19 protein-coding genes are annotated in these 25,366 nt (G+C 37.5%); 1 reads left to right on the top strand and 18 read right to left on the bottom strand.

The features are described from left to right. Nucleotides 1–139 precede the first annotated feature (139 nt). From AR337_RS12285 to AR337_RS12220, 14 genes are all read right to left on the bottom strand, one after another. The gene (locus AR337_RS12285) at nt 140–1,549 is read right to left on the bottom strand and encodes a DUF4179 domain-containing protein (RefSeq protein ID WP_059172319.1); all 1,410 of its coding nucleotides are present in this window, start codon (nt 1,547–1,549) and stop codon (nt 140–142) included. Further along, nucleotides 1,542–2,084 carry a sigma-70 family RNA polymerase sigma factor gene (locus AR337_RS12280; RefSeq protein WP_059172318.1) on the bottom strand — a complete coding sequence of 181 codons (543 nt, stop codon included), beginning with the start codon at nt 2,082–2,084 and terminating at the stop codon, nt 1,542–1,544. Before AR337_RS12280 ends, AR337_RS12285 begins: the two co-directional genes overlap by 8 nt. A gap of 187 nt (nt 2,085–2,271) precedes the next feature. After that, the gene (locus tag AR337_RS12275; protein WP_059172317.1) at nt 2,272–3,333 is read right to left on the bottom strand and encodes a DUF4030 domain-containing protein; all 1,062 of its coding nucleotides are present in this window, start codon (nt 3,331–3,333) and stop codon (nt 2,272–2,274) included. After that, the gene (locus tag AR337_RS12270) at nt 3,333–3,896 is read right to left on the bottom strand and encodes a sigma-70 family RNA polymerase sigma factor (protein ID WP_059172316.1); all 564 of its coding nucleotides are present in this window, start codon (nt 3,894–3,896) and stop codon (nt 3,333–3,335) included. Before AR337_RS12270 ends, AR337_RS12275 begins: the two co-directional genes overlap by 1 nt. Nucleotides 3,897–4,148: 252 nt before the next feature. Continuing rightward, nucleotides 4,149–4,361: a type II toxin-antitoxin system RelE/ParE family toxin gene (locus AR337_RS12265; protein ID WP_082686958.1), complete on the bottom strand. Its 213-nt coding sequence runs from the start codon at nt 4,359–4,361 to the stop codon at nt 4,149–4,151. A gap of 169 nt (nt 4,362–4,530) precedes the next feature. Further along, nucleotides 4,531–5,514 (bottom strand): tRNA-dihydrouridine synthase, encoded by a 984-nt coding sequence (locus AR337_RS12260; protein WP_059172734.1) that lies wholly within the window; start codon nt 5,512–5,514, stop codon nt 4,531–4,533. Between the two features lie 397 nt (nt 5,515–5,911). Then, nucleotides 5,912–7,417: a xylulokinase gene (gene xylB / locus AR337_RS12255; RefSeq protein WP_216637378.1), complete on the bottom strand. Its 1,506-nt coding sequence runs from the start codon at nt 7,415–7,417 to the stop codon at nt 5,912–5,914. A 5-nt stretch (nt 7,418–7,422) separates the two neighbouring features. Further along, nucleotides 7,423–8,463, bottom strand: a complete 1,041-nt coding sequence (locus AR337_RS12250; protein WP_059172314.1) for an NAD(P)-dependent alcohol dehydrogenase — start codon at nt 8,461–8,463, stop codon at nt 7,423–7,425. A gap of 170 nt (nt 8,464–8,633) precedes the next feature. Then, nucleotides 8,634–9,626, bottom strand: a complete 993-nt coding sequence (locus AR337_RS12245) for a sugar ABC transporter substrate-binding protein (protein ID WP_059172313.1) — start codon at nt 9,624–9,626, stop codon at nt 8,634–8,636. A 69-nt stretch (nt 9,627–9,695) separates the two neighbouring features. Beyond that, nucleotides 9,696–10,673 (bottom strand): ABC transporter permease, encoded by a 978-nt coding sequence (locus AR337_RS12240; RefSeq protein ID WP_059172312.1) that lies wholly within the window; start codon nt 10,671–10,673, stop codon nt 9,696–9,698. A gap of 14 nt (nt 10,674–10,687) precedes the next feature. Next, complete coding sequence (locus tag AR337_RS12235) at nt 10,688–12,184, bottom strand: sugar ABC transporter ATP-binding protein (protein WP_059172311.1); 1,497 nt, start codon at nt 12,182–12,184, stop codon at nt 10,688–10,690. 250 nt (nt 12,185–12,434) lie between these two features. Further along, nucleotides 12,435–14,039 carry a response regulator gene (locus AR337_RS12230; protein WP_253701747.1) on the bottom strand — a complete coding sequence of 535 codons (1,605 nt, stop codon included), beginning with the start codon at nt 14,037–14,039 and terminating at the stop codon, nt 12,435–12,437. A 28-nt stretch (nt 14,040–14,067) separates the two neighbouring features. Further along, entirely contained in the window at nt 14,068–15,813 is a 1,746-nt protein-coding gene (locus AR337_RS12225; RefSeq protein ID WP_059172309.1) for a sensor histidine kinase, read from the bottom strand. A gap of 23 nt (nt 15,814–15,836) precedes the next feature. Beyond that, entirely contained in the window at nt 15,837–17,336 is a 1,500-nt protein-coding gene (locus tag AR337_RS12220) for an extracellular solute-binding protein (RefSeq protein ID WP_059172308.1), read from the bottom strand. A 318-nt stretch (nt 17,337–17,654) separates the two neighbouring features. On the opposite strand from AR337_RS12220, the gene AR337_RS12215 reads away from it, so the two are divergent. Further along, complete coding sequence (locus AR337_RS12215; protein ID WP_059172307.1) at nt 17,655–17,876, top strand: hypothetical protein; 222 nt, start codon at nt 17,655–17,657, stop codon at nt 17,874–17,876. Between the two features lie 205 nt (nt 17,877–18,081). Here AR337_RS12215 and AR337_RS12210 read toward each other — a convergent pair whose 3' ends face one another. The 4 genes from AR337_RS12210 to AR337_RS22745 all read right to left on the bottom strand — a co-directional run bounded on the left by AR337_RS12210 (nt 18,082) and on the right by AR337_RS22745 (nt 25,364). After that, nucleotides 18,082–19,068 (bottom strand): diaminopimelate dehydrogenase, encoded by a 987-nt coding sequence (locus AR337_RS12210; RefSeq protein ID WP_059172306.1) that lies wholly within the window; start codon nt 19,066–19,068, stop codon nt 18,082–18,084. Between the two features lie 228 nt (nt 19,069–19,296). Next, nucleotides 19,297–21,612 carry an AAA family ATPase gene (locus AR337_RS12205; RefSeq protein WP_059172305.1) on the bottom strand — a complete coding sequence of 772 codons (2,316 nt, stop codon included), beginning with the start codon at nt 21,610–21,612 and terminating at the stop codon, nt 19,297–19,299. Between the two features lie 480 nt (nt 21,613–22,092). After that, a complete protein-coding gene (locus AR337_RS23775; protein ID WP_253701669.1) occupies nt 22,093–23,064 on the bottom strand; it encodes an SHOCT domain-containing protein in 972 nt (323 codons plus the stop codon). A gap of 890 nt (nt 23,065–23,954) precedes the next feature. Further along, nucleotides 23,955–25,364, bottom strand: a complete 1,410-nt coding sequence (locus AR337_RS22745; RefSeq protein WP_082686956.1) for a DUF4062 domain-containing protein — start codon at nt 25,362–25,364, stop codon at nt 23,955–23,957. Nucleotides 25,365–25,366: the final 2 nt, after the last annotated feature.

Below are 25,366 nucleotides of genomic sequence, written 5' to 3'. Positions count from 1 at the left end.
TCTATCTGTTGGCGCAACCGTATATACGGGAAAGGGGATAGGAATTGTATTAAGCTATTTGCCTTCATTTAACACCAGTTTCGTAACTGCCTCCACGTGTGTTGAGTGTACGTGGCAACACTCGTGGTGTCTGGTGAGTTTATTCTTTCTTAGGGAGCTCGACAGTAATTGGTTTTAATTCCTTAGCTGGGACAAAGCTTGAAAAATCAAATAACAGCATTGTATTTTCCAGCTTAAAATTCTCAATCCTTTCTTCTCCGCTTAAGTCGAATGTAGATTGAAAGTGTGCTGTTGCCTTATCGATCATTTTTACTTTATTAAAGGGAATACCGTGGTTTTTAGGTGGCCATGGATTTTCCGGATTAATCTCGGTTAAATATTCCTTATCAACCAGCCAGATAAGATACTCCAAATTGTGGTTAATCGTTTCAAGTTTACCTTTACTCAAATTCTTCGGAAGCCCTTTAAGTTGATAATCTATTATCAGCTTGCTGCCCTTTTGCGTAATATCATTTACCTGCATGCCTAAATTGAACCTTGTGCTTTTTAAGGTGAAAGATTTACTATCCAAAAGCTGTTGTACTCTCGGATCTGCTGCAGATAACGTCGGATAAAAAGTAAGTGATGTAACATCTGCATTGAGCTCGGTCATTTCTCTTCTTATGGTACTATGATATCCATCTTCTCGTTTCGATTCCTCAAGTGATGTTTCATTCCCAAACCTATATACTTTTCCTTTATTATCGACTGCTTTTACGAAGTTAATATCATCACCTTTGTACTTCTCTACGGTCTCATAGATGATTGATGATGATGCTTTTGCTGTTAAAATCTCTTTAATTTTGATTTTTACCTCCTCTTCCGGATATCCCTGCTCTTGATTAATAACAAATGTAATATTTTCTTCTTGTTTAATTGGAATATCAAATTTCCATTCACCTTTTATCCCGTTAATAGTATGAATCGTTATAGGAAGAGTAGAATTCTCCTTAAATGATTTATTTGGATAGTGCATTTTCCATTGGAAGTTATATCCATTTTCCACTTTCTTAATGTTATTTGACTTTCCACGCAGCCAAGGGTCATGATCCCCTTTATAGTGTTCAAAGTTCATATCAAAGCTTACTTCCCCTTTTTCGTTGCCCCCCTTTTCTACATCTTCATCGACAAATCCTGTAATTGATACAATACTTCCATCAAAGTAAGCGCTGGTCAGTTTTACAGTTACCCCATTTTTTGTAATGGCTTGATTTAATTCTGTGACTGCATGCTGGTTAGCCAATTCGACACCTGTTGAATCATTAAATTCTTGAAAGATCCCGCCTATTAAAGGAGTGTTAGCTAAAACTCTATTCATTGTAGGATTAACAAATCCTGAGGCAACGGTAATTCCAAGAAGAGCAGCCGCAGTCGCCACCCCTGCAAGAACCTTCTTTCTGGCCTTTCCTCTATGTTCAGTTTTATTTATACCTTTATTGATTGCATCAAATACTTTATCTTTTGGTACCGCTATTTGATCAATTGCTATTTTTATTTGCTTGTTATCCATGGCATTTGTCCTCCTCATCTTTATAAGATTTTTTCAACTCGGCTTTGCCCCTGCTTAAATAAGTTTTTACAGTACTCTCTGGAATTTCCATGACACTGCTAATCATTTTTATCGAGTAATCGTAATAGTAGAATAAGACAATCACAGTACGGTAATTCTCTCTAAGCTGCCCAATTGCATTAAGCAGCTGTAATGATTCTTCAATCTTTGGATTTTCCTGACCCGGTAGATTTGATATTATTTCATCACTCAGCGGCACAACATTGCTTTTTCTCTTTAGCAGATGTCCCGAACAGCGAATGACAATCCTGGTGAGCCAGGTCATGAAATACTCCGGATTTTTTAGCGAATGGATAGAAGTAAATGCTTGATAAGTTGCCTCCTGTACAACATCCAGCGCATCTTCTTCGTTATGTACATACACATAGGCAGTACGGTAGATTCTCTCATAATGCTGTTGAAGCAATTTTTCAAAGGCCCTCTTATTGCCTTTAATCGCTTTTTTAATTAACCTGTGGTGTTCATCATTCTCCAATTTTTTGACCCCCTTTACTAATTAGTGGATTCTATCATCAAGAAAAGTTTCAAAAAATTAGTTATTTTAAAAAAGCATAACACGCAAACAACTCCCAAGTTCAAAAAAAATAAACAGAAACCATTAAGGTCTCTGTTTACTATAAACTATAAGTGGAACAATGAGATTGAATTTCACCGCCTTGTTTTTAATTGATATCCTTTCCTCCTTTATCCCTTACGACAATTTTATAAGGAGTGTCGGCAACGATATCCTTAAGGTCATCCGATTGCAGGAATTCTTGAATCTCGGTTTCAATTTTGTTGGCTAGTTCAGGCGCTTCGCTGTCCGACTTATCTAGTTTAGTTGTAATATAAATGTTCATAATGCCTTTCTTATAGGAGTAACCGATGCCTTTTGTTTTGTACTCTTTTTTGCCCAGCATGCCTTCCCCAATAACCGGCAGTACCTTACTGGCCCACTTATTCTCAATTTCTCTTTTTAGAACGTTGAATTTATTGAATTTGACCGTTACTTCATTTTTAATATCCAGTTTTTGAATGCCTTCGAGGACCGCTTGCTCGATTTCAGCTGTACGTTTTTCCGTGTCCTCAATGTAAAGAGTGATGATCATCATTTTTCCATCCGGATCAGTATAGCCGGAACCATAGTTATGGATTTTATAGCCTTGGTGTTGTAATTTCGGGACAATCTCATTCACTACATCAAACAGGAGCTCACCATCCCGATTACGGGGATCATCCTTATGTTCAATTCTCTGCTCTTGGCCAACTTCCACCTTAAAATCATCATATCCCCTCGAAGTAATGACTTCATCTGTGATTTTTTCAATTTCTTTTTTTACTTGGTTGTAATAGTCCCCTGGCCCGTCTACTGTTACATGATAAATCTTCCCTGGGACACTATATCCCACCCCGCTCACTTTATAGCCTTTCTCCATAAGGCTTTCCCGCACCACTTCATTAATCGGTTTTTGCTCAAAAACTTTGCTTAAAAATGGAATTTTAGATGCCACTTCTGCCATCGCCGGTGAAAAGAATGCGGTACCAATAAAAAGACCGATTACGACTACGCAAAAAGCAGAAGCATAGGATAGTTTTTTTGCAAAACTAGGGCGCTGCTTCTTAAACTGTGTTGGATTACCATTTTCCATTTCATCGAGAACTTTATTTTTAATCCTCTCTGTTATTTGGTCATTGATATAATGTTTCCGGTAATGCTCATAGACCTTTTCCAACGCTTTTTTCATTAAAATTCAACCCCTTTCGTAGCTTTTAATTTCCGTTTCAGCATATCCCGCCCTCTGCAAAGCCTTGTTTTAACAGTATTTGTATTTAGATCAAGCATCCTAGCAAGCTCATGAATTGTTACATCATAAAAATAATAGAGCACAATTACTTCACGGTACTTTACCGGCAACGTTAAAACGGTTTGTAAAAGTTGCTCATTTTGATCCGCCTTAAAAAAAGTGGTTTCCGTGCTCTCGGTTCTTTTGATACCTTCAAAAAAGCTGCTCTCTAATAACAGCTGCTTCCAACTCTTTTTCTTTAAAAAGTCTTTGGAGGTATTAACAGTGATTCGGTATATCCAGGTGGCCAGCGCCGCCTCGCCCCTATACCGATCAAAATACTTATATACTTTTAGGAAAACTTCCTGCGAAATGTCCTCGGCCAGCCCTCTATCTTTTACAAAAGAATAAGCAAGCAGGTAGACCTTCTCGGTATAGAGATCCATTAGCTGTTCAATAACTTTTTCTGTATCTTGGCAATCAATGTTGTTTGGGTAAATTGTATGTAGTTCTTTGCTTTCCAATATGAAACCTCCTTTCTCTTCACCTTTTAGACATCGGGAGAGTTACATTGGTTTCATTTTTCTTTCATCATTTCTAAAATAGTGATTTTTTAAAAAAGGAGTACCACTTTTTATGGAGAAACGCAAAAAAATGATTCCCCACCACAAAAAGCGGTTTTCGGGCAATATGGTAAAGAACCAAAAAAATAAGCAAAAACCATTTTTGGTTTTTGCTTACTTTAAGGTTACTTTCGTGAGACTGACATTTTCATATCACTTTATTGCCTTGGCCAAATCCATCTTGCCATATAAAACTCTGTGAATTTCCACAACCTGTTGTTTAACAACATAGAAAACAATATAATTTTTAACTGGCAAAAGCCTATATTCATTCTCCATATCTTTGATTGGCTGGTATAGCCTATAAGAATAAGGGAATTGTTGCAGCAGAGAAACGGAATCATCCAATTCATTCAATAAGTCCATTACTGCCTTCGGGGCTTTTTAGGGTGCTAAAAGGAGCAGCTAAAACCAAACGTATAAAGGAAAATTTGAAGATTAGTAATACCTTGATATCATCCTATTAACTGCTTAGTGCAACCACTAGCTTTTGTAGGCGCACCGTTTAACATCCTCACTTTTACCCAAGACACTCCTACTGTTCCCCGATTACATCAAGATCCTTTGACACAAAGTCATCGAGCAAGGCACGCACTTCATCTGTTGACTTTGTGCTCATTAGTTGATTTCTTAATTCACTCGCCCCGCGGAATCCTTTAACATATATCTTAAAAAAGCGATGAAGAGCCGTGAACGGTCGCAGCTCTAAATGCGAATACTTATCATGAAGATCCATATGCAGTCTCAAGAGATCGAGCAATTCCTCACTGCTGTGTTCTTTTGGCTCTTTTTCAAAGGCAAATGGATTATGGAAAATACCACGCCCAATCATAACACCATCGACACCGTATTGATGAGCGAGCTTCAAACCAGTTTGACGGTCAGGAATATCCCCATTGATCGTCAAGAGTGTATCTGGTGCCGTCTTGTCACGAAGTTGCTTAATCTCCGGGATCAACTCCCAATGAGCAGGTACTTTGCTCATTTCCTCCCTTGTACGCAGATGAATGGAAAGATTAGCGATGTCTTGTTCCAATATGTGTGTCAGCCAGGATCTCCATTCATCTAAATCCGTAAAACCAAGCCTTGTCTTTACACTTACGGGTAATCCTCCTGCTTTTGCCGCTTGTATTAATTCAGCTGCAACTTCCGGACGACGGATCAGGCCGCTTCCCTTCCCGTGCTGTGTCACATTTGGGACAGGACAGCCCATATTGATATCGATTCCCCGAAATCCCAGTTCCGCCATACCAATACTCATTTGCCGAAAATTTTCAGGCTTGTCTCCCCATATATGGGCAACAATTGGCTGTTCGTCCTCTGTAAAAGTCAAACGCCCTCGCACACTGCGAATCCCCTCAGGGTGACAATAACTCTCACTGTTTGTAAACTCTGTGAAAAACACATCAGGTCTGGCTGCTTCACTCACTACATGCCGAAAAACAACATCCGTCACTTCTTCCATTGGTGCCAGTATAAAAAAAGGCCGTGGTAAATCACGCCAAAAATTATCTTTCATTTTAAAATTCATTTCCTTTCAGTATGGGATACAAAGCCAACCCCTTATCCCAAAATTAAAGCAAAATGTCCTTTTACACTTATACCACGGTTAACCACCTTTTATCAAATGGATTGGAACTGCAATTCCAAATCCATCACGAATACTACATTTTGATGCCAAATTCAAAAAAATAAACAGAAACCATTTGCGGTTTCCGTTTACTTTAACACTATTTTTGCAACAACTTCGACTTGGCTTGAGTGGTTATCGCAGACTTAATAATGTAGTAGTGATTACCTTTTGTTATGAGAAGTCTAAATCCCTCAATGTATAGCCTTTGGGACAATAGTGGTAGGAATAGCAACGGCTATCCGGTCACTTCTAAAAGAAGATGCTTCAAAAACTTTGCCTTTTCTTAGCTGCCGCTTATTATTTTGAAGAGATCTTTCGTTGCTGGATATATCGCTTTATACTTTTGATATTTATAATTGTAAAGTTCAACGGCTACTTTGCTTGGTTCTATGCTGTCGGTTACCTTAATAAACGCATCACAAGCCTCTTTTACTGAAGGAAACAACCCGCTGCCTACAGCTGCCAGTATCGCAGCACCATAACTAGGTCCTTCATTAGCGTTTAGCTTCACTACTCTTGCATTTAATACATTGGCAATGATCTCACACCAAAGCTGGCTCTTTGCTCCGCCGCCATTGATACTGATTTCCGATATGTTTATGCCCATTGCTTTCATGATTTCAAAGGTATCTCTTAAGGAGAATGCAACCCCTTCTAGCACAGCACGAGTCAAATGCTTTCGTTCATGGGCCATGTTCATGCCTATGAAAGTGCCTCTGCAGTATGGGTCATTGTGTGGTGTTCTTTCACCCATTAAATACGGTAGGTAGAACACATTATCCTCTATCGCAGCTTCTTCGGCTTCCTTTAACAATCCTTCAAAATTATCCGACTTGTTGACTTCCTCCACCCACCACTTTAAGGAAGCGGCGGCAGCCAAGGTAACACCCATCTGATGGAATTCGCCATTGGCATGGCAGAAGGAGTGTAGGCTATTTTGGCCATCTACGAAGAAATTCTCTGTAGAAGTAAATACTACCCCTGAAGTACCAAGAGACACGGAACAGGTATCTGGTCGCACTACTCCCCCACCTACAGCAGCTACGGCTTGGTCTCCTCCACCTATAACGATTTTCACGGTTTCTTTTAGGCCTAATTCCATTGCCAATTCCGTTGTAATCGTCCCTATTTCTTCATAGGACTCGAATAATTTCGGCAACTGATTTTCAGTGATTCCCAACAGTTCAAGCATTGGGTTGGACCACTTTCTATTTTTTACATCTAAATACAGCGTCCCTGATGCATCTGACAAATCTGTCGCGAACACGCCGGACATTCTATATGCAATATAGTCCTTTGGAAGCATTATTTTATTGATCCTAGCAAAGTTTGGTGCCTCATTTTCCTTAACCCATAATACCTTAGGGGCAGTAAAGCCTGTTAGAGCCAGGTTCCCTGTCCATTCCGAAATCGTCTTTTGTCCAATTTCTTCATTTAAATATTTGCATTCCTTCTCAGTCCTTTGGTCATTCCAGAGGATTGCTGGCCTAATCACCTGATCATCCTTATCTAGTAACACCAATCCGTGCATCTGTCCACTAAAGCTGATGGCTTTTACTTCATTTTTATTTAGACCATCCAACAAATCTTTCATGCCCTCGATGGTTTTTTGCCACCAATCCTCAGGATTTTGCTCGGACCAAAGAGGTTTTGGAAAATAAAGAGGATACTCCTTGCTAGCTGATTTTAAAACTTCGCCGTGCTCATCGATTGCTATGAGCTTTACAGAGCTGGTTCCTATATCTATACCTATAAAATACATAGCTAACCTACCTTCAATTGATTTCAAAACCCCTATTTTATGTTGATTACGCCCTTCACTAAATCCTTGGCATTTTTTACTACGAAATCAAAGGCTTCTTTAGTATCATTAAAGTCAAATTCATGGCTTACGATATCTTTCACATTGATTGCGCCGCTGGCAATCGCGTTAATTGCAACAGGGTATAGATTCCTGTATCTAAATATTGGCTTTATTACGCCTTCCTTGCCCATTAACTTCATGAAGTTAAACTCAATCTCATCAACCGGAGTCATACCAACAAGAACAATGGTACCGCCGATTTTTAGTAAATCAACTGTTTGCTTAACAGTAACTACAGCTCCGGCGGTTTCAATTACTACTTCCGCACCCTTGCCGTCAGTGATTTCCATAATTGTCTGAACCACGTCTGATTGCTTTGGGTTTACAACATGAGTTGCACCTAGCTTCAGAGCTGTTTCTAGTCTATTATCCAAAACATCTATTACTATTATCTTAGAAGCGCCTCTAGCTTTGCTTGCTAATAGTGATACTAAACCAATACAGCCTGAGCCATATATAACGACAGTATCACCTAGCTTTACATCACCAATGCTTGTTGCATGCAATCCTACTGCCAAGGGTTCAACTAATGCACCCTCTGTACTAGATACATTCTCAGGAAGCTTGAAGCACATATCTTCAGGATGAGCTACATAGTTGGTCAACACACCATGAAAAGGTGGTGTAGCAAAAAATTCTACACTCGGGCAAAGATTATACCGCCCCGTCTTGCAGAACTCACACTTACCGCAAGTCTTACCTGGCTCAAGCGCCACACGGTCGCCAACCTTTAAATTCTTTACATCGCTTCCTACCTCAATAACTTCACCTGCACATTCATGGCCTAATATAAAATCACCGTTTACAATGAAATCTCCTATTCTGCCGTGTTGATAGTAGTGGACGTCGGAACCGCAGATTCCAACTACTTCAACCTTTATTAAAACATCATTGTCTTTTACTGTTGGCATCGGCACTTCCTTCCAAACCATATGGTTTGTACCACTCATGAAAATAGCTTTATTCTTCATTTTTTGTACTCCCATCTCTATGTAGTAGAAATATCTTAACGACCAAAAAGTCTTTAATTTTCAAATTTATCGATGTTCTATCTGTGGATCATATTACTGTATTTATTCATTGAAAATATGGTACGCAAATTTTTCATTCACGTACCATACTAACTTATTTAAGTATTGATTTAATTAATTGCGCCAGCCTTCTTGTGCATTTCAATAAATTCGTCTACGTTATCCATAGTGATTAGAGGGCAGTCGATATCAATATCAATTGTCTTCTCTTGGCCAGTTATAAGCTTTTGAGTTGTAGTCATTAAACCTTCTGCTAGAGCATAAGCACTTTGTAAGCTTGTTGATGTCATTTTACCTTCTTTGATCAATAGGACAGCTTCAGCTGTACCGTCAACACCATAAGATAGGATGTTAGCAAACTTTTTATTATCTTTTACAACTTCTAAAGCACCAGCAGCCATGTTATCATTCATTGCGATGACTGCATCGATCTTGTCATTTGCTTGAACCCAAGTTTCCATGTAGTTCATAGCTTCGTCTTTATTCCAGTTAGCAATTTCTTCTCCAACGATTTTTACGTCAGGTCTCTTTTCAAAAAATTCTTTTTCCCAGCTCTTACGTCTTTCGTCAGCATGGAAGTTTCCTGGAGGGCCCTTTAATACTACTACCTTAGCATTTTTTGGAACTTGCTCAACTGCAAGTGCTGCGTTAACTGCAGCTTGTGCATATGGATCAGCGTCAACTGATGATGCGCCTTCAATTCCACTAATACGAGCGTTTGTAGTAATCGTGTGAATACCTGCAGCTACTGCCTTCTCTACATATGGCCTTTGAGCTTCACCGTTGTTTGGTTGGACGATGATTACATCATACTTGTCCGTGATAGCGTTCTCAATAAGAGCGTTTTCAGTATCATCAGATGCTTGGCCATCAAATACTTTCAACTTAATGTTGTCATACTTCTCTGCTTCCTCGATTACTGCGTTTGCCAACCATGCTGCAAATGAGTCTGCTTGTGCTCTTGCAATGTAAGCAACCTTATAAACTTTTTCCCCATCGGCAGTTTTTTCTGTTTTGTTGTCTTTAGAAGCAGTGTTGCTGCAACCTGTGAAAACCGCGACAACTAATGTTAGAACTAGCGCCATTGTTAACCACTTTTTCAATTTACTTCCCCCTTTAAAATTGTTTGTTTATTCTAAATAGATTTCTCTATATTAGACTATTGTGCTTGCTTATCTGCCGCCAAGAAGCTTCCGTTTAGACTTCTTGTTTTTTGCCCAGATATCATACATAACTGCCAAGGCAATGATTGCACCACGCACAATTTGCTGCAGATAAGAGTTAACACCTGCTAAAACCATTATGTTGTCTAAGAATCCAACAATAAAGGCACCTGCCAATGTACCTGCTGCCGTTCCAACACCGCCGGAAAAGCTTGTTCCACCGATTACTGCTGCAGTTAAAGCCTTAAATTCATAACCGATGGCGCCATTTGGCATCCCGCCATTTACACGGGCCATAAATATTACCCCTGCAATACCAACGAATATACCATTGATAATGAAGGCTTTCATTTTGATCTTGTTTACATTTATCCCAGAGGCATTTGCCGCTTCTTCATTGCCACCAATGGCATAAATGGATCTTCCAAAGGTTGTATGTTTTAACAGATACCAAGTTAGAATCAATAATCCTATCATGAAGAGAAGAGGTGTTGGTATCCCTAAGATTTCGCCTTGCCCAAACTTTGTATAATCACCTATCTGGTAGATATTCTGTCCATTTGTGTACATAAGTGCTGCGCCGCGGGCCATGGCCATCATTGCAAGTGTTGCAATAAACGGCGGAGTTTTAAACTTTGTAACCATTATTCCATTAATCACATTGCATATCACAGCTGCTACGATGGCAACGATAAACGCTAGAATAAGTGAGCCAGTCATTTTATAAACTGATACAGATAAAACTCCTGCCAATGCCAATACAGCTGCTGAGGATAAGTCCAACATTCCGGAAATAATCAGAATGGTTTGGCCAAAGGCCAGGATAGTACCTACAGCAATCTGTGTAGATATATTCGATAGATTCTGTACAGATACGAAGTTCTCATTTGACAGCCAACTAATAAAAAAGAGGGCTAACAATACAAAATAAATACTATATTTGCTTTTTGCATTCGACCAAATTTTCCCCATATTTAAAGATCCCATTTGCCTTCCCCCTATTAACCCTTCGACGCAGTTGCATAAAACATAATATTTTCCTGCGTAAATTCGCCTTTTGTTAATATTCCGGTAATTTCACCTTTAGCCATAACATAGATCCGATCACACATCATGATTAGTTCAGGCAGTTCTGATGAGACCATGATGATAGACTTGTTTTGCTGCGTAAGCGTTGTCATTAATTTGTAAATTTCATGCTTCGCTCCTACATCGATTCCTCTAGTCGGTTCATCAATAATGAGAATATCCGGATCCGTTACCATCCACTTCGCAAGTACAACTTTCTGCTGATTGCCTCCACTTAAGGATTCAATCGGAGTTTCATAGTTTGGAGCTTTAACATTCATCTTTTTGCAAATATCCTCAACAGTATTTTTCTCTTCCTCTGCGTGCAATCTTCCGCCATATATGAATTTTTTCAGGCTAGACAGAGACACATTTTCTCTTATGCTTCGTATTGGAATGATTCCAAATCTTCGTCTATCTTCAGACAGCATAACCATTTTTTTATTTATACTGTCTTTGACATTTTTTATTTTCACTTTCTCACCCTTAATGAATACCTCGCCCTCTTCGTACTCATCGAGTCCAAATAAAGCTCTCATAACCTCTGTTCTCCCAGCACCCATCAAACCAGCGAACCCAACAATCTCACCTTTACGAACATCAAAGCTTATATTTTGGAACTTTCCTTCTGCTGTTAAACCTTTAACCTCCAGCATTGTTTCGCCTAATTCAATGGCTTCCTTTTGAAATACACTTTCTATTTTTCTGCCTACCATTTGGGTGATAACAGTTTCCATGTCATATTGATCAATAGGTCTTGAATCCACCACACATCCATCTCTAAATACTGTGATTTCATCCGCAATCCTAAAGATTTCATCCATTTTATGTGAAATATAAATAATGCATGTACCCCGTGCTCTAAGCTCATTAATTTTCTTAAACAGCAATTCGACTTCTTTATTTGTAATGGCAGAAGTTGGTTCATCCATAATTATGATATCTGAGTTGTAAGATATAGCTTTCAAAATTTCCAGCATCTGTATATCCGAAACCGTAAGGTCCTTTAACTTTGTCTCAGGATCATAATTAAGATTTTCCTTTTTCAGTAACTCTACTGTTCGTTTTCGGATTTCTTTCCAGTCAACTTTACCGAACTTGTCCTTTGGCCAGTTGCCTACAAAAAGGCTCTCCTCAATAGACATTTCAGGCATGTAGTTAAGCTCTTGAAAGATCATTGAGATTCCTAAGCTCCTAGCTTGAATGGGGTTATTAATCTCTACAGGCTTCTCATTGATAAAGATTTGTCCCGCATCAGGCTTATGTATGCCATTAATAACTTTCATTAGAGTGGACTTTCCGGCGCCATTTTCACCGCAAAGAACATGAACCGTTCCTTTTCTTACCGTAAAGTTGATATTATCTAATGCTTTAACACCTGGAAAAAATTTTTCTACATTAGAGACTCTTAATTTTATATCCAGATTCATCGCTTATAGTTTCTCCTTCAGAGTTTTTTCAATCCTGTATGTTTCTTAAGTACAATGTTAGTAGAATAAATGGAGCTGTTAAACGTCTTATATTGCGATTTAAGTCGCTTATTTTACTCAAAAATAAAAATATTATTGGCCAAGATATTTCTTTTGCACTAGATTAATATTCCTTTGCACCCGATTAAGCACTTCTGAATTTTAGGTATAAAAAAAGAATCTTCAGATAGGAAGATTCTCTTAGGGAATGTTATTTATTTAAAAGCTTTTGTTCCTTATACTCCATAATTGTCATGCCGGTAATCTTCTTAAAAACCCTACTGAAGTACTGTTGATTTGAGTATCCCACCTCTTCAAAAATCTCCTTTGCCCTACCATCAGACTCCAATAATAGCCGTTTTGCTTTTTCTATTCTAAGATTATTGATATATAGAGACATATTCTCCCCTGTGGCCTTCTTAAAAACATTACAGAGATAATGCTTAGACAAATGAAGATTCTGAGCTACATCTTCTAATGATATTTTTTCATGGTAATGGTTATTAATATAATTCAAGGCTCTATTGATTAAAAGCTTTGAATTTATGTATTTCATTTGCTTGATGGAATTAATAATTGTGCTTGTAAACTCCGTTAACAAATATGTCATGCCCTTTATATTTTCATAAATTTCCAATTGTTGATGATAATATTCAAGGTTATGGATCTCTTTGTTATTTTCAATAAAGAGACCATAGCTGCTAAAAATATTACTTATTAACTTTGACCAAAATATTTTAACTAGCTTTGGGTTAACTTTATACTGAACAAAATAACTGTTGGCTCTATTAATTAGTAGTTTTGCACCTTCAGAGCTCTCTTGGCCAATCACTTCAATCAACTGTTTATCGTATTCCTTCACTAATTGAAGGATCTTAGGTTCACTCAGGTGGATATTGCTTATACTGGATAAGTAATAGGATGCCCCATCTTTATAAAAAAGAATTTGAGCTTTATAGTCAAATAATTCATAGATGCTTTGTGAATCAAAAATGTTTTCGAAAATATCCGTATAAACAATATTTAATGAGCAATCAAAATATTGCTTGACTGAATTTATTGCCGTTTCAAACATTTTTTTCAATTCGATTTTATTTAAGCTGGGTGATGACAAAATGAAAGTATACTTTTTGGTCAGGTGACTGTATAAACATTCGATGGATCGCTCGGCAAATAAATTCAAAAATATGTTTCTAATGGCCTGATTCCGCTGTTTAAACTGGGTTGTTTCCATATGCATATCATCTAAGCTATCGTTAATAGAAACACTTGCGAAAGCGAACTTTGTATTAAAAAGTGGAAACTCAATGCCGGCACACCGATCTGATAAATTGGCATCAATATTGAATCTGAACTTAATCATGTCCGCAAAAATAGCTTTTTTAATATCATTCCTATTCATGATTAAATTTTCATTTAAGTTTTTAGACTTATTGTCTGCATCCAACGACTTCTTAATTGACCGCATATGAGCCATTAACTCATCATCTTCAATCTCAAATTTTAAAAGATAATCGTTGGCACCTAACTGTAATGCCTTTCTAACATAGGAAAATTCATCGTAGCAAGTCAGACAGAGAATCTTGGCATTGCGGTTTTCTTTTCTGATTTCTTCAACCAGCCATAGCCCATCTTTTTTGGGCATTTTTATATCAGTAATGATGACATCCGGCATATATTTCTTGTACTGCTCATAAGCCTCTTCGCCATTGGATGCTTCAGCCACAACTTTAAATCCGTTTGCTGTCCAATCTATCGTTGTCTTCAGACCGACTCTGACCAACAACTCATCATCTACAATCAAAACTTTATACATCTTCACACCTACCCTTCCATCATAACTGTTACTCAGGAGGATTTATTGGCAGAGTTACAATCGTTTTTGTCCCACTTCCCTGCTCGGTTTCTATATTCAAACCAAAATCACTGCCAAAATAAAGCTTTATCCTTTGATTAACATTATTTAACCCTACCTTGCTGAAGCGGTTCTTATTGGATGGCTCGGTCATAATGCCCTTCAAAACAGCCTCGGGAATTCCCGGACCATTATCAGTAATCTCTATAAACAAACGATTCTCCTGTTTATAGGCATTCACCCAAATATTTAATTCAAGCCTCTCATCTTCCATCCCATGTATGATTGAATTTTCTACAATGGGCTGGAGGATTAATTTGGGTACACGAAGATTTGTACAACTTTCATCAATATGATAGAAAATATTTATAGCTTTACCGAAACGAAGTTTTTGAATCACAATATAGTTCATGACGTATTCGACTTCTTCTTTTAGCGTGATCATATCCTGGCCTAGATTTATACTAATTCTAAGAAGCTTTACAAGAGCAGTTATAGCTGTGCTGATACTTGTATTACCCTGGATCTTGGCCATCCATTTAATTGTATTTAAGGTATTATATAAAAAGTGTGGATTAATCTGAGCATGCAAAGCTTCAAGTTCTACTTCCCTCTTTTCTTGCTCTTCCCGTATCAGTTGGTCAATTAATACCTGCATTTGGGCAATCATATTGTTTAGGCTATGGCCCAGCTGACCTACTTCATCATTGGAATGAACCTCCGTTCTAGCTGTTAAATCCCCCTGTTCTACCCTTTTAATAACCCCCATCATTTTCATCATTGGCTCAGTATATCTAAAGGAGAAAAACAGGATATACGAAATAATCACCAAAGTATATATCAGTCCACCTACCATCAGGTATGTTTGCATTCGATTGATTTCTTCATAGAGATAGTCTGTAGAAATGGTCTTTATAATTTTCCAATTATTATTCTCAATTGTTGAATAGATGGCAACCTTGTTGTCTTTTTCAGTTTTATACTGCACATAGTTATGCCCGCTTTGATCGGATAATACCTTATTTGCAAAGGGTTCATCTTTAATAGAGCTCCCTATCCTCTTCTTGTCCGAATGGCTGATGATGTTTCCTCGATTATCGCATATGATTATCTCAACATTATTATGATCTATTAGACCTGAATAGGCTTGTTCCAATATTACTTCTTCGAGATCAATCAGCAAATAGCCATATTCCTTCAAAGTATTCAAATCAACTATTTTTCTGGCTAGTGTAAAATAATTCTTACTAAAATTACCTGACAAAATTTCTATTTCTTCACTTTTCGTAGGCAACCAAAGGGGTTCTCCGGAAGACATTCTTATGTTGGGGCTTAACGCTTCGATATTATTAACCTTTTTTGCACCCACAGAGTAATATCTACCATTCAAATAAAAATTAATCACTTCTATATCGTTTCTTGAGGTAATAAAGCCTCTTAATTTTCTGTTAAATTCCTCACCTTTATATTCAGTATTATCATTCAGCATATCCAAAAATTCACTATCTGAGATAATAACAGTAGAGAATTCTTGAATATTCTCCAAAATCATATTGGTTTTCTCACCAGTTTCATATACCGATTGTACCGCTGTTTCTGTATATTTGTTTTTTATGATTTCTTTCACTGTTCTGGAGTAGGTAACCGATATTGCAATAACAGGAATTGCAATTAAAAATATGGCAATGATGCCAAGTTTGACGCGTAAGGAGCTGAATATATTATAGTTATTCAAGTTGCCCTTCCTCCGGTTTACTATCATCTATTAATATTCTCTAATTCTTTATAAATCTTCTGTCCAGTTTCGCGGCTGTCCAAATCAAACTCAATCATATTATGCAAATTACGGATAAGTATTTTCTCAACATCATAGAAGTTTGATAGTTTAGGTCTTAAATATATGTTTTCAGCTCTCCATGCATTAAACACCGCATCCATATGCTTTAACATGACATCTTTATTAGTAAAAGTCTCTGAATTCCGATTGAGTTTATTTAATTGCGCTTCTTGATATGCTGACTTTCTGGTAGGTACACTACCGCCTTCAGGATGATTTAGAACATTAAGTTGCATATCTTTAGAAGTGGCCCAAACAATATATAGCCAGGCAGCTTGCTTTTCATCATCGGTAGCATACTTATTTATCCCTATTCCCGAACCACCATAAATATTTGCGCTCCTAGTGTCACCATAAGGCAGTATGGCATAGCCTACTTTACCAGCTACCTTTGAATTTTTTTGATCTTCTACATAGGTATAATTTTCATCCCAGTTAGCCATCATCGCAACCTGGCCATTACGAAATTCCCTGGCCAAATCTGTCCAATTCCAGTTTACACTTTGTGGCGCTGAGACACTGGCAATTTTTTTATACATATCTAGGGCTTCTGTAAAATTTTTATCGAGTACATTTATTTTATTAAAATTTTTTAATCCTAACGTATTGATTTTTTCATCAGAAAAATAATCTCCACCATAGGAAGCCAATATATTTGAGAATTCACAAAAAATAGAGTTATGCTGCTCTGCCATTAACCCGCTGCCATATCTCACTTCTTCATTAGGCACATTTTCACCAATCCATTTTGCCACTTCGTAATATCTTGTCCAAGTGAATTGGCTGTTTCCAGGGGTCCAATCATACCCTTTTTCTTTCATAAAACGATACCGATACTTGTCAAAAATATCTTTTCGATAATACAAAATCATTGTCGTACTATCAAATGGCACTGTATATAAATTCTTGTCGTCCTTAAAATAGGAGCTTACAGTTGTCTGGCTTTCAAAAAAGTCATCAGGAAAGCCTTCAGCTTGAGGCAAATTTTTATTGTTAATATAGGGATTCAATACCTCTATGTAATCATAAAAACGATTTAATGTCTGATAGGGATCTACGTAAACCAGCTGATACTTTCCAGACTTTCCAATAAAATCTAAATTAATCTTTTGAATTAATGTATCGAAATCTACTGCTTTAATTTTTATATTAATTCCAGTGAGTTTTGAAAATTCCTCATTTTCATGAGAAAGTATATTTGCATATAAATTATTTTCTACGATGAAATTCAGTGTGGTACCCTCAAATTTTCTAATATTGTAATTGGAAGGCAACAGTAAATTCTCGAAGCTTGTACCTTTAAGATTCACATTTCCGATTGGTTTATCAAAGGTTCTTTCTTTACTTTTTGAAATGGAAGGTTCTATACAGGACGTCAAGAAAATACACACTAGTAGTAAAACTGCCATCCTTTTAATCATTAGGTCACCTACTTATCTCTATACTTTGCTTTAAGTTAAATTTAATTTGCTTAGAATTCATCTCAAAGAACCACTTTATTGAAATTTCAGAAAATTTAAGCCGATGACAAGGCGAACTTATCCCTGAAGGATATATAGAGGTTTTTCATTTTAATAGAATGCTAAAACATATACGTGTCCACATATATCCATAATATCATCCATCCTGGACTAATTCATTAACCTTCTGTATGAAAATGCAAACAAAAACATTTTGTTGCACTAGCATTCCTAGCAGTTTGTATATTAGTCGCTTCTGGGTTTGAGAAGGAAGTTGGGATGAGCTGGGCAGACAACCTTCATTATTTCCAGGTTCCTTTCTATACTATTGAATACGGCATCGCTATGCTGGGTGCTCTTCAATTACTTGAAAACTATCCTTCTTTAACAAGTCCTTTTACAGCTTATCAAATCTATTTTTCCCCAAATGTTTTTGATGAAATTCAATGGCTTTCTGTCTTTATCTTTCAGGTAGTTATTTGTATCTATTTCCAAACATAAAAAGAGTTCACTAATGAACTCTTTTTATGTAAATCTTGCTAATATTTTTTTAGTTCTCACTTCGAGACACACTCCACGTGCATTGGATGTATGTGGCAACACATGGGGTGTTGGTGAGTTTTTATCATTAACAGAATCAATCTATATTCACGTGCCTGCCCCCGAAGCATTAAATCATTGACATACTTGGGGACAGGAACCTCTATTATAAGAGGTCTCTTCTCAAATCCTCCGCGGATTTTGGAGACAGATAACCAGGTGCAACATCAAAAACAGTTTTTGCACCAGCTTGTCCTTCTTTATTTAAACGATAAGCTGCTCTTGCATATGCTACTAGTACACTAGCCGTAAATTCAGGGTTACTCTCTAAGTTAAGCGAAAATTCGATAATTTGTTTATTGTCTTTTCCTGATTTCCCGCTTCGAATGACAAATCCTCCATGTGGAAGTTTTGAATGATTTTCTTTTAATTCTTCTGCTGTGATAAAGTTTACTTCTGTATCATAATCAGCAAAGTAGTTAGGCATTGTTTTAATTTCGTGTTCTATTTTTGCCTGGTCATATCCTTCTTGTGCTACAACGTAACAAACACGACGGTGTTTTTCACCTGTAGATAATTCAGGATTTACTCCACTTTTAACCTTCTCAATCGCTTCATCAATCGGTACTGTATACTGAACACCACCTACAACACCCTCTACTCTGCGAATCGCGTCTGAATGTCCTTGGCTAAGTCCTTTTCCCCAGAAGGTGTAAGTTTCACCATTCGGTAAAATGGCTTCAGACATTAAACGATTCAGTGAAAATAGACCAGGATCCCAGCCAACAGAAATAATGCTGGTCTTTCCACTTTCTTTAGCCGCTTGATTAACAGCACTAAAATAATCAGGTATCTTTGCATGTGTATCATAACTATCGATTGTGTTAAACATTTTAGCAAAATATGGACCTTGTTCAGGAAGATCTGTTGCTGAACCTCCACATAAGATCATCACATCAATTTTGTCCTTATATTCCTCTGCACTCGAAATATGCAAAACCTCTACATTTGGTTCATTTATTGAAAGATCTTCAGGTGCTCTTCTTGTAAAAATAGCCACAAGCTCCATATCTGAACATTGCTTGATTGCTTCAATCGTTCCTCTGCCAAGATTACCATAGCCTACAATTCCTACTTTAATTTGATTACTCATACTCTTCCTCCATTTCTATCTTTTCTTCACTTTTCATTATAGAATAACTATTTAACAACTCATAAGTAAAATCTTTTTTACCTTAATCCATTTTAATATACTTTTCAATTGTATCGTCCAAAGTAATTCACTTAATTATTGGAAAATAATAATTTATTTTTGCATAAAATTATTTTCTCAACATCTTCCCAAGCGTTGCCGTACATCAGACTCCAAATTCCGATTTGCTTAACTCTTGTCTTTGCTTTCTTTTTCCCCATTTCGTATTTTCTGCAAAGCTTTCTCTATATCAGCCAATTCAAGCTTTGATAGCGCATCGGCATCGGCTAAAGCAATATCCTCCATCAAGGAGAGCCTCAATGACTGTGCCTGGATCGCCTCTTCAATTAGATTCGCCGCAAACCTGCCATTTCCCGAAACCTGCTTACCCTTGAGAGAATCAAGTATATAGTCCTCAGCGTTCCCGGAAAGCCTGTATTTATAAGTTTTTGCATAATTAATCATAATTTCAAGGAGTTCCTCTGTATTGTAATCAGGAAAATGGAAGAATTTTTTAAAGCGGGACCTTAACCCAGGGTTAAATTCCAGAAGTGCATCCATCTGTTTCGGGTATCCAGCAAGGACAATAACGAGATTTTCATTATGCCTCGTCATTTCATCTACTAGTGTTTCAATAGCCTCCTTGCCGAAGTCCCCTCCAGATGTGCTAAGCAATGAATAGGCTTCATCAATGAACAGGACCCCTCCGAGTGCATCGCGGACTTTCTTTCTCGTTTTCTCGGCTGTTTGGCCGACATAGCTGGCGACAAGGTCCGCTCTGCTGGCAATCACCAAATGGCCGCGTTTTAGAAAGCCGTTTTCTTTTAAAATTTCCGCATATATTTTTGCTACCGTTGTCTTTCCTGTACCGGGGTTCCCCGTAAATACTGAATGCAGCTGTACGGGAACCGTGGGCAGGCCGCTGTCCCTTCTCATTTGCTGAAACTTGACGAAGGCAGCCTGGGTTTTCATTTCATCCTTTAAGGAATGCAATCCGATTAGGCGGTCGAGCTTTTCAAGAGGCCGGTTGCGGTTTTCCTGAACTGGCAGCCTGAAGTCATTTCCATCTAGAATAGAAAAACGAAAAATGTCTAACACATTGTCATCTTTCGCTGCTCCCTTTCGAAAAATTGCCTCAAGAACGAGGTTATGAACAGTTCTTGCGTTACCAAATGTTTCGTCTACCCTTTCACGTTCAAGCCGTTCCTCTAATGCGTTCTTTGCCGATCTTGTTAATAGATAGTCATTGTCCTCGGAAATTTTCTCAGCTATTGTAACAAGTTCCTTATTTGTATAGTCACGTAGGAAAATTTGGTTTGATTGGGGAAATCGGCTCCGAAGGCCCGGATTCGCATCAAGGAAACTCCTCATTTCTTCAGGATAACCGGCCAGGATAACTGCGAACTTTCCGCCAAATTCCTCTCCGGTCATCAATGAAACGAGTGTATCAATTGCAGCTTGCCCATAATCATTGCCGGTTTGGCCTTCCCGTTTAAGGCTATAGGCTTCATCAATGAACAATACTCCTCCAACAGCCTTACTGACAATGTTACGGACATTTTCCTCCGTTTGGCCAACGTATGATCCTACCAGCTGTGATCTATTTGTTTCTATAACTTCTTCCCTTGGTAAAAAGCCAAGCTCATGAAAAATTTTAGCTAAAAGCCTGGACAGGGTGGTTTTTCCCGTACCAGGGTTCCCGGTTATGACAAAATTCAGGCTAAGCTCATCTTTCATCTGGAAGCCCATGTCCTTACGCTTTTTTTGAAACTTAAGGTACTGATAATAATCCTTGACGCGGCCTTTCACAGTTTCAAGGCCGATCATCTGATTTAATTCATCGATCGCATTTACGTTAGCTTCATTTTCTTGTTCTGACGCTTCAGCAAATTGGATGGCCCATTCTTTCTTTATTGCCTCTACCTGTTCAAGCCTAGCGGACAATTCTTCCATATATGCCGCTGTGTGGAAAACTCCTGTAATCGATTGTTCGTATTCTTCGGCAGCTTTTAAAAGTTCGCTCGTTGATTTGATTGAATCCAGCATCAAGTTATAGAGCTTTGCCTGTATTGGGTCCACCGCGCCTTGGAGCGAGTTATCCAGTTGATCAAGCTGATCATCAGCCTGTTCAAGGAAATTACGGCAAATCATTAAATATTCCTCAGCGATTTTCTTCTTTGTCGTCCGATTATCCGTTTCCCTGATAGGTGGAAAATCCAACGAGTCCAGAAATGGTGCCGCCGTCCGCCAGGTGGATTGGTTCAAAAATCCCTGTGCTTCAAGATTAGCTGGGTCAAGCTCGGCAGCCCGCTTCATCCAGACGATTCCAAGTCTGTCCCTTTTGTCTTTTTGGATGCGGGATTTGCCAGCCATGACGAGCAGCCGGGCAATTTCCTTTGCGTTCAGTGTTTGATCATGCTCCATTATGTAAGCGAGGATTTCTACCTCGTCATCGATGTACCCTTTTTGTTCTAGCTCATTGTTCCATTTTGTTTGCTCCTGCATAGTTCCTCACTTCTGTCTGTTTTTTACTATCGTACCACATCGTACGCGTTGCTATGAAAGGCTGCGCTTAAAAGGAACAAAGGGCTAATTTTAAGGTCTCGGAACGATATCCTTTTATTTCTTTTTTTCTCAAACATGCCACATCAGATTATAAAGGGTGCCTGGCACACTCCAAAAACAAAAGATGCATGACGACTAGTGTAGGAATCCTTTCATACACTGTTGTCATGCATAAATTAGTTTTACCTTCTTACAAAAAGCATGCGGACAAACTGTATGCGCCAAACTGGCTAATGGCAAGGTGAAGAGATCCAGGTATTAAACAGCAGCGCCATCAAGTTCCGCTTTACACTAAAGCAAGTACGCTTGTACCACTTCCTCTGTACACGAGTCTAATAAAGATTCATGTTTACAGGAGAGGGTACAATTCGTAGTCAGTAGCCTGCAATACCTAAGGCATAGAATAACTTACCCCCAAAGCTATAGAGTAGAATTGAATAATAATTCTTCTTTCTTTCTATTAAATTCTTCCTGGGTTAAGATTCCTAAATCTAACAATTGTTTATACTTTAATATTTCATCAGCAGCACTAAAAACCACCTTGTGTTCCTTAATCTCCTCATTATAATTTGAGAGGTCTTCTTCTACATCCGTAAACTCTGCATCAATAAAATCAGGCATTTCTCTTTTTATATTTTGTAAATCACTGTCTAAATCATCCTTGGAATAATTATTTACCGACTCATATAAAGTCGTTCTTAATCGGGTCCCCATTGGTTTCATTGAAGCATAGGTTAAACCGCCAGAAATAACACCACCCAATAAGGGAATGGCCTTTGATACACCTTGGGCGAACGTTTTTTTCGTAACCTTTACTCCTGCAGTGGCGGCTACCTTTTTAATGATCGGGTAATAGATTGTTTTCATTAATGCTTTCTGTGGGAGTTTTTTTAACACCTGTTGCGCTACTTTTGAAGACATTACCTTTAATGCTGAAGCAGTACCCCCAACACCGAACATAACTCCTAAAAATAAAGTAAGTTCTCCTCTTACTCTGTCTGCATCAACTTGATCATCTTCCCACAAATCCTTATACCCGAATAGGTAGGCTAATTCTTGAGCTAAACGCAAGGAAACTCCATAAAATTGAAGAGTATCTGCTGGAATAGTAGCTGCCATTGCCAATCCTCCAGGTAGTCCAGCCGCAAATGATGCCCCCGTACTTTGAAGAGTTCTTTTCTCTATTAGAGATTTAGCCAATTTATCTAGTGTATTAATGTTTACTCCAGCTTCAATTGGCCCCTTTTCCAATACAACTACAAGCTCATTGTAATCTACATGGTCTGCTAATGTTTTTGACAGGAACTCCGTCCGATTAATCTTAACTCCTGGCACTTTTAATGCATTTGTTAAAATTAACTCTAATGAATTACTCTTTTCTGTGTTGCTCAATACAATGACTTCCTTTCGAAAAGACCCTATCCTAAAGTACTAGGATAATCTTCCTATAAATTTCTAATGTTTAACATTACATATTTCGATAAATCTCTTACTTTTTCCTCCTACTATCGTTTGTTTTTTAGCACTATAACTAAAAGATCCCATTCAAACTACAATTTACTTTTTATAATTCTTATTAAATATAGAAAATAAGCGAACAGTGACAGGCACTGCTCGCTTTTGATCCCAAAGGATGGAATCACTTTAATGTATATACTTTCGGCAGTTCTCAAGGTTAAGTACAATAGATGTGAACATCTTTCTTGCCTGAATCCTTTAATGAATCGGGCCTTTTTCCCACTCTTCTCCCCGCCAATCTCCGTTTTTTCAAACAAAAGGACCGAAAGTCTGCAGGCTGGGACCTGTTTACCTTTGGTCTGGTGCATTTGGTTTGATTCTGTTTTAGACCCTTTTCTCCCATATCCATTCCAAATGTTTTTTATGACCAGGAGAACTACGAAAAGGGCTACACTTTTTAAACTATCTGCGAGACGCACTCAACATGTGTTTAGTGTATGCGGGAACACATGGGATGCTGGTGAAATTTAAGGGCTAAATAGATGCCTCTATTGTCATACGATTGTATATGGCCGCAAAAACCTTAAATGAGATTCCATTTACTTATGCGATTTATGCAATTAACTTCAAAAATGGAAAAATGTAGCCTTGGATTATCAATTTATTCGATAACAACAATAAAAAGCTGGATAAAATGAAAGAGGAGTATGAAAAGCAAATTGAAAGTTCACATGCTGAAATGGATTACTTAATTACGGAATTTTCTTGGTTTAAAAACAGAGTGTATGTGGCAACACATGGGGTGCTGGTGAGTTTACATCTATCTAAAAATCAGGCCGTGTCTTTAAAACATCCCAGATGTTTTTATTTGTAATTTTGAAGTAAGTTTCTGAACTGCTAGTTGTATATCCTAACAGGGCTTGTATGACGTTAAACGGAATACCTTTTTCCATCAAAATAGAAGCAAAGGTTTCTCTCAGAGTTTTTGGAGAAATTTTTCTTAATATGTTCGCCCTAGCCGCAATATTATCAATTTCACGTCCTACATTTCTTGCCCCCATCTGACGAAAAGGTCTTCTTTCTGTAATAAGTAGATAACTAACATCATCTTGACGTGTCTTTAAATAATACGAAAGATACTTTTCTGCTTTTGGTGTCATTAGAACATATCTGCTACGAACCCCTGAATTTATATGAATAGTTTTAGTTTCCCAATCAATTTGATTTATTTGCATTTCTATTAACTCGGAGAGCCGACAACCTGTTGATAGAAAAATTTCTATTATTGCCCTCTCTCTTGGTGTACTGCAAGATTTTCTTAATTGTTGAAGTTCTATATTTTTTAACCCTTTATTCCCTTTTATACTATACCTGTATGGTGGTATCTTATTTACCGGATTACTATTTATAATTTTTTCTTGGACTAACCAGTCAAAAAAACCTTTCAAAATACCTCTAATAACTTCCATTGAACTTTTTGAAGTGACAGAGTAATTATTCTCTCTATACTTAAGGAAATCTTTGATGTTCTCAGTATTTATTTTTTTTATTGATAAATGGTTGAAGTAATCCTTAAAAATACGAAGATGCATCATATAATTATCTAATGTTACTTTAACTAGTCCCTCTCTATTTTTGTCCTCTAAATATTTTTTAACATTATAATCAATACTTAACTCCACTAAAGTACGTTTTTCTTCCCCCCTTACCCATCCTCTAAAATGGTACTCAAGTTCATCTTTTCTAATGAATTCTTGAAGTGCTAATGAAACTTCGGTAGCTATTTGATTAATATCTTCCACAATACTAACCAAATTGGAAGTTACTAACTTTTTAAATTCCTTATATTTTTCAATAGAAGGATTTTCGACTTCGTGCTCATATATCTTCAACTCAATATTCTTACTTTTTTTATTTGCTAGGAACTGATCATTTAATACAATGGCAAACACAGGAATATTATTAGATAAAGCATACTCAAACTCAAGATGTGTATAACTTTTTCCGCCTTCCGGCTCAACAGAACCGTACCTACCGCCTAAAATTAATAATAATAAATCTGAATCTCTAATCCATTCTTTAATGATTTCCCATTGAGTTTTATCACTAGGAATAAATAATTCCATCCCAGCAGGTATATGCTTTGACCTAAGGATTCCTTCGACCGCTTTTTGTCTTTCATTTTTTAAATCTAAATAGGTTGAAGAAACAAACACCTGTAATTTTTTATTCAATT

The organism is Bacillus sp. FJAT-27445 (assembly GCF_001510665.1).
Lineage (GTDB): Bacteria > Bacillota > Bacilli > Bacillales > Cytobacillaceae > Bacillus_D.
This window is presented reverse-complemented; position numbering and strand designations above follow the sequence as displayed.

Bases quoted from the DNA above. Each gene is read 5' to 3' on its own strand.
- AR337_RS12285 (WP_059172319.1), bottom strand. From the start codon at position 1,549: ATGGATAACAAGCAAATAAAAATAGCAATTGATCAAATAGCGGTACCA.
- AR337_RS12275 (WP_059172317.1), bottom strand. From the start codon at position 3,333: ATGAAAAAAGCGTTGGAAAAGGTCTATGAGCATTACCGGAAACATTAT.
- AR337_RS12265 (WP_082686958.1), bottom strand. From the start codon at position 4,361: ATGGACTTATTGAATGAATTGGATGATTCCGTTTCTCTGCTGCAACAA.
- AR337_RS12260 (WP_059172734.1), bottom strand. From the start codon at position 5,514: ATGAAAGATAATTTTTGGCGTGATTTACCACGGCCTTTTTTTATACTG.
- AR337_RS12250 (WP_059172314.1), bottom strand. From the start codon at position 8,463: ATGAAGAATAAAGCTATTTTCATGAGTGGTACAAACCATATGGTTTGG.
- AR337_RS12240 (WP_059172312.1), bottom strand. From the start codon at position 10,673: ATGGGATCTTTAAATATGGGGAAAATTTGGTCGAATGCAAAAAGCAAA.
- AR337_RS12235 (WP_059172311.1), bottom strand. From the start codon at position 12,184: ATGAATCTGGATATAAAATTAAGAGTCTCTAATGTAGAAAAATTTTTT.
- AR337_RS12230 (WP_253701747.1), bottom strand. From the start codon at position 14,039: ATGTATAAAGTTTTGATTGTAGATGATGAGTTGTTGGTCAGAGTCGGT.
- AR337_RS12220 (WP_059172308.1), bottom strand. From the start codon at position 17,336: ATGATTAAAAGGATGGCAGTTTTACTACTAGTGTGTATTTTCTTGACG.
- AR337_RS12215 (WP_059172307.1), top strand. From the start codon at position 17,655: ATGAGCTGGGCAGACAACCTTCATTATTTCCAGGTTCCTTTCTATACT.
- AR337_RS12210 (WP_059172306.1), bottom strand. From the start codon at position 19,068: ATGAGTAATCAAATTAAAGTAGGAATTGTAGGCTATGGTAATCTTGGC.
- AR337_RS12205 (WP_059172305.1), bottom strand. From the start codon at position 21,612: ATGCAGGAGCAAACAAAATGGAACAATGAGCTAGAACAAAAAGGGTAC.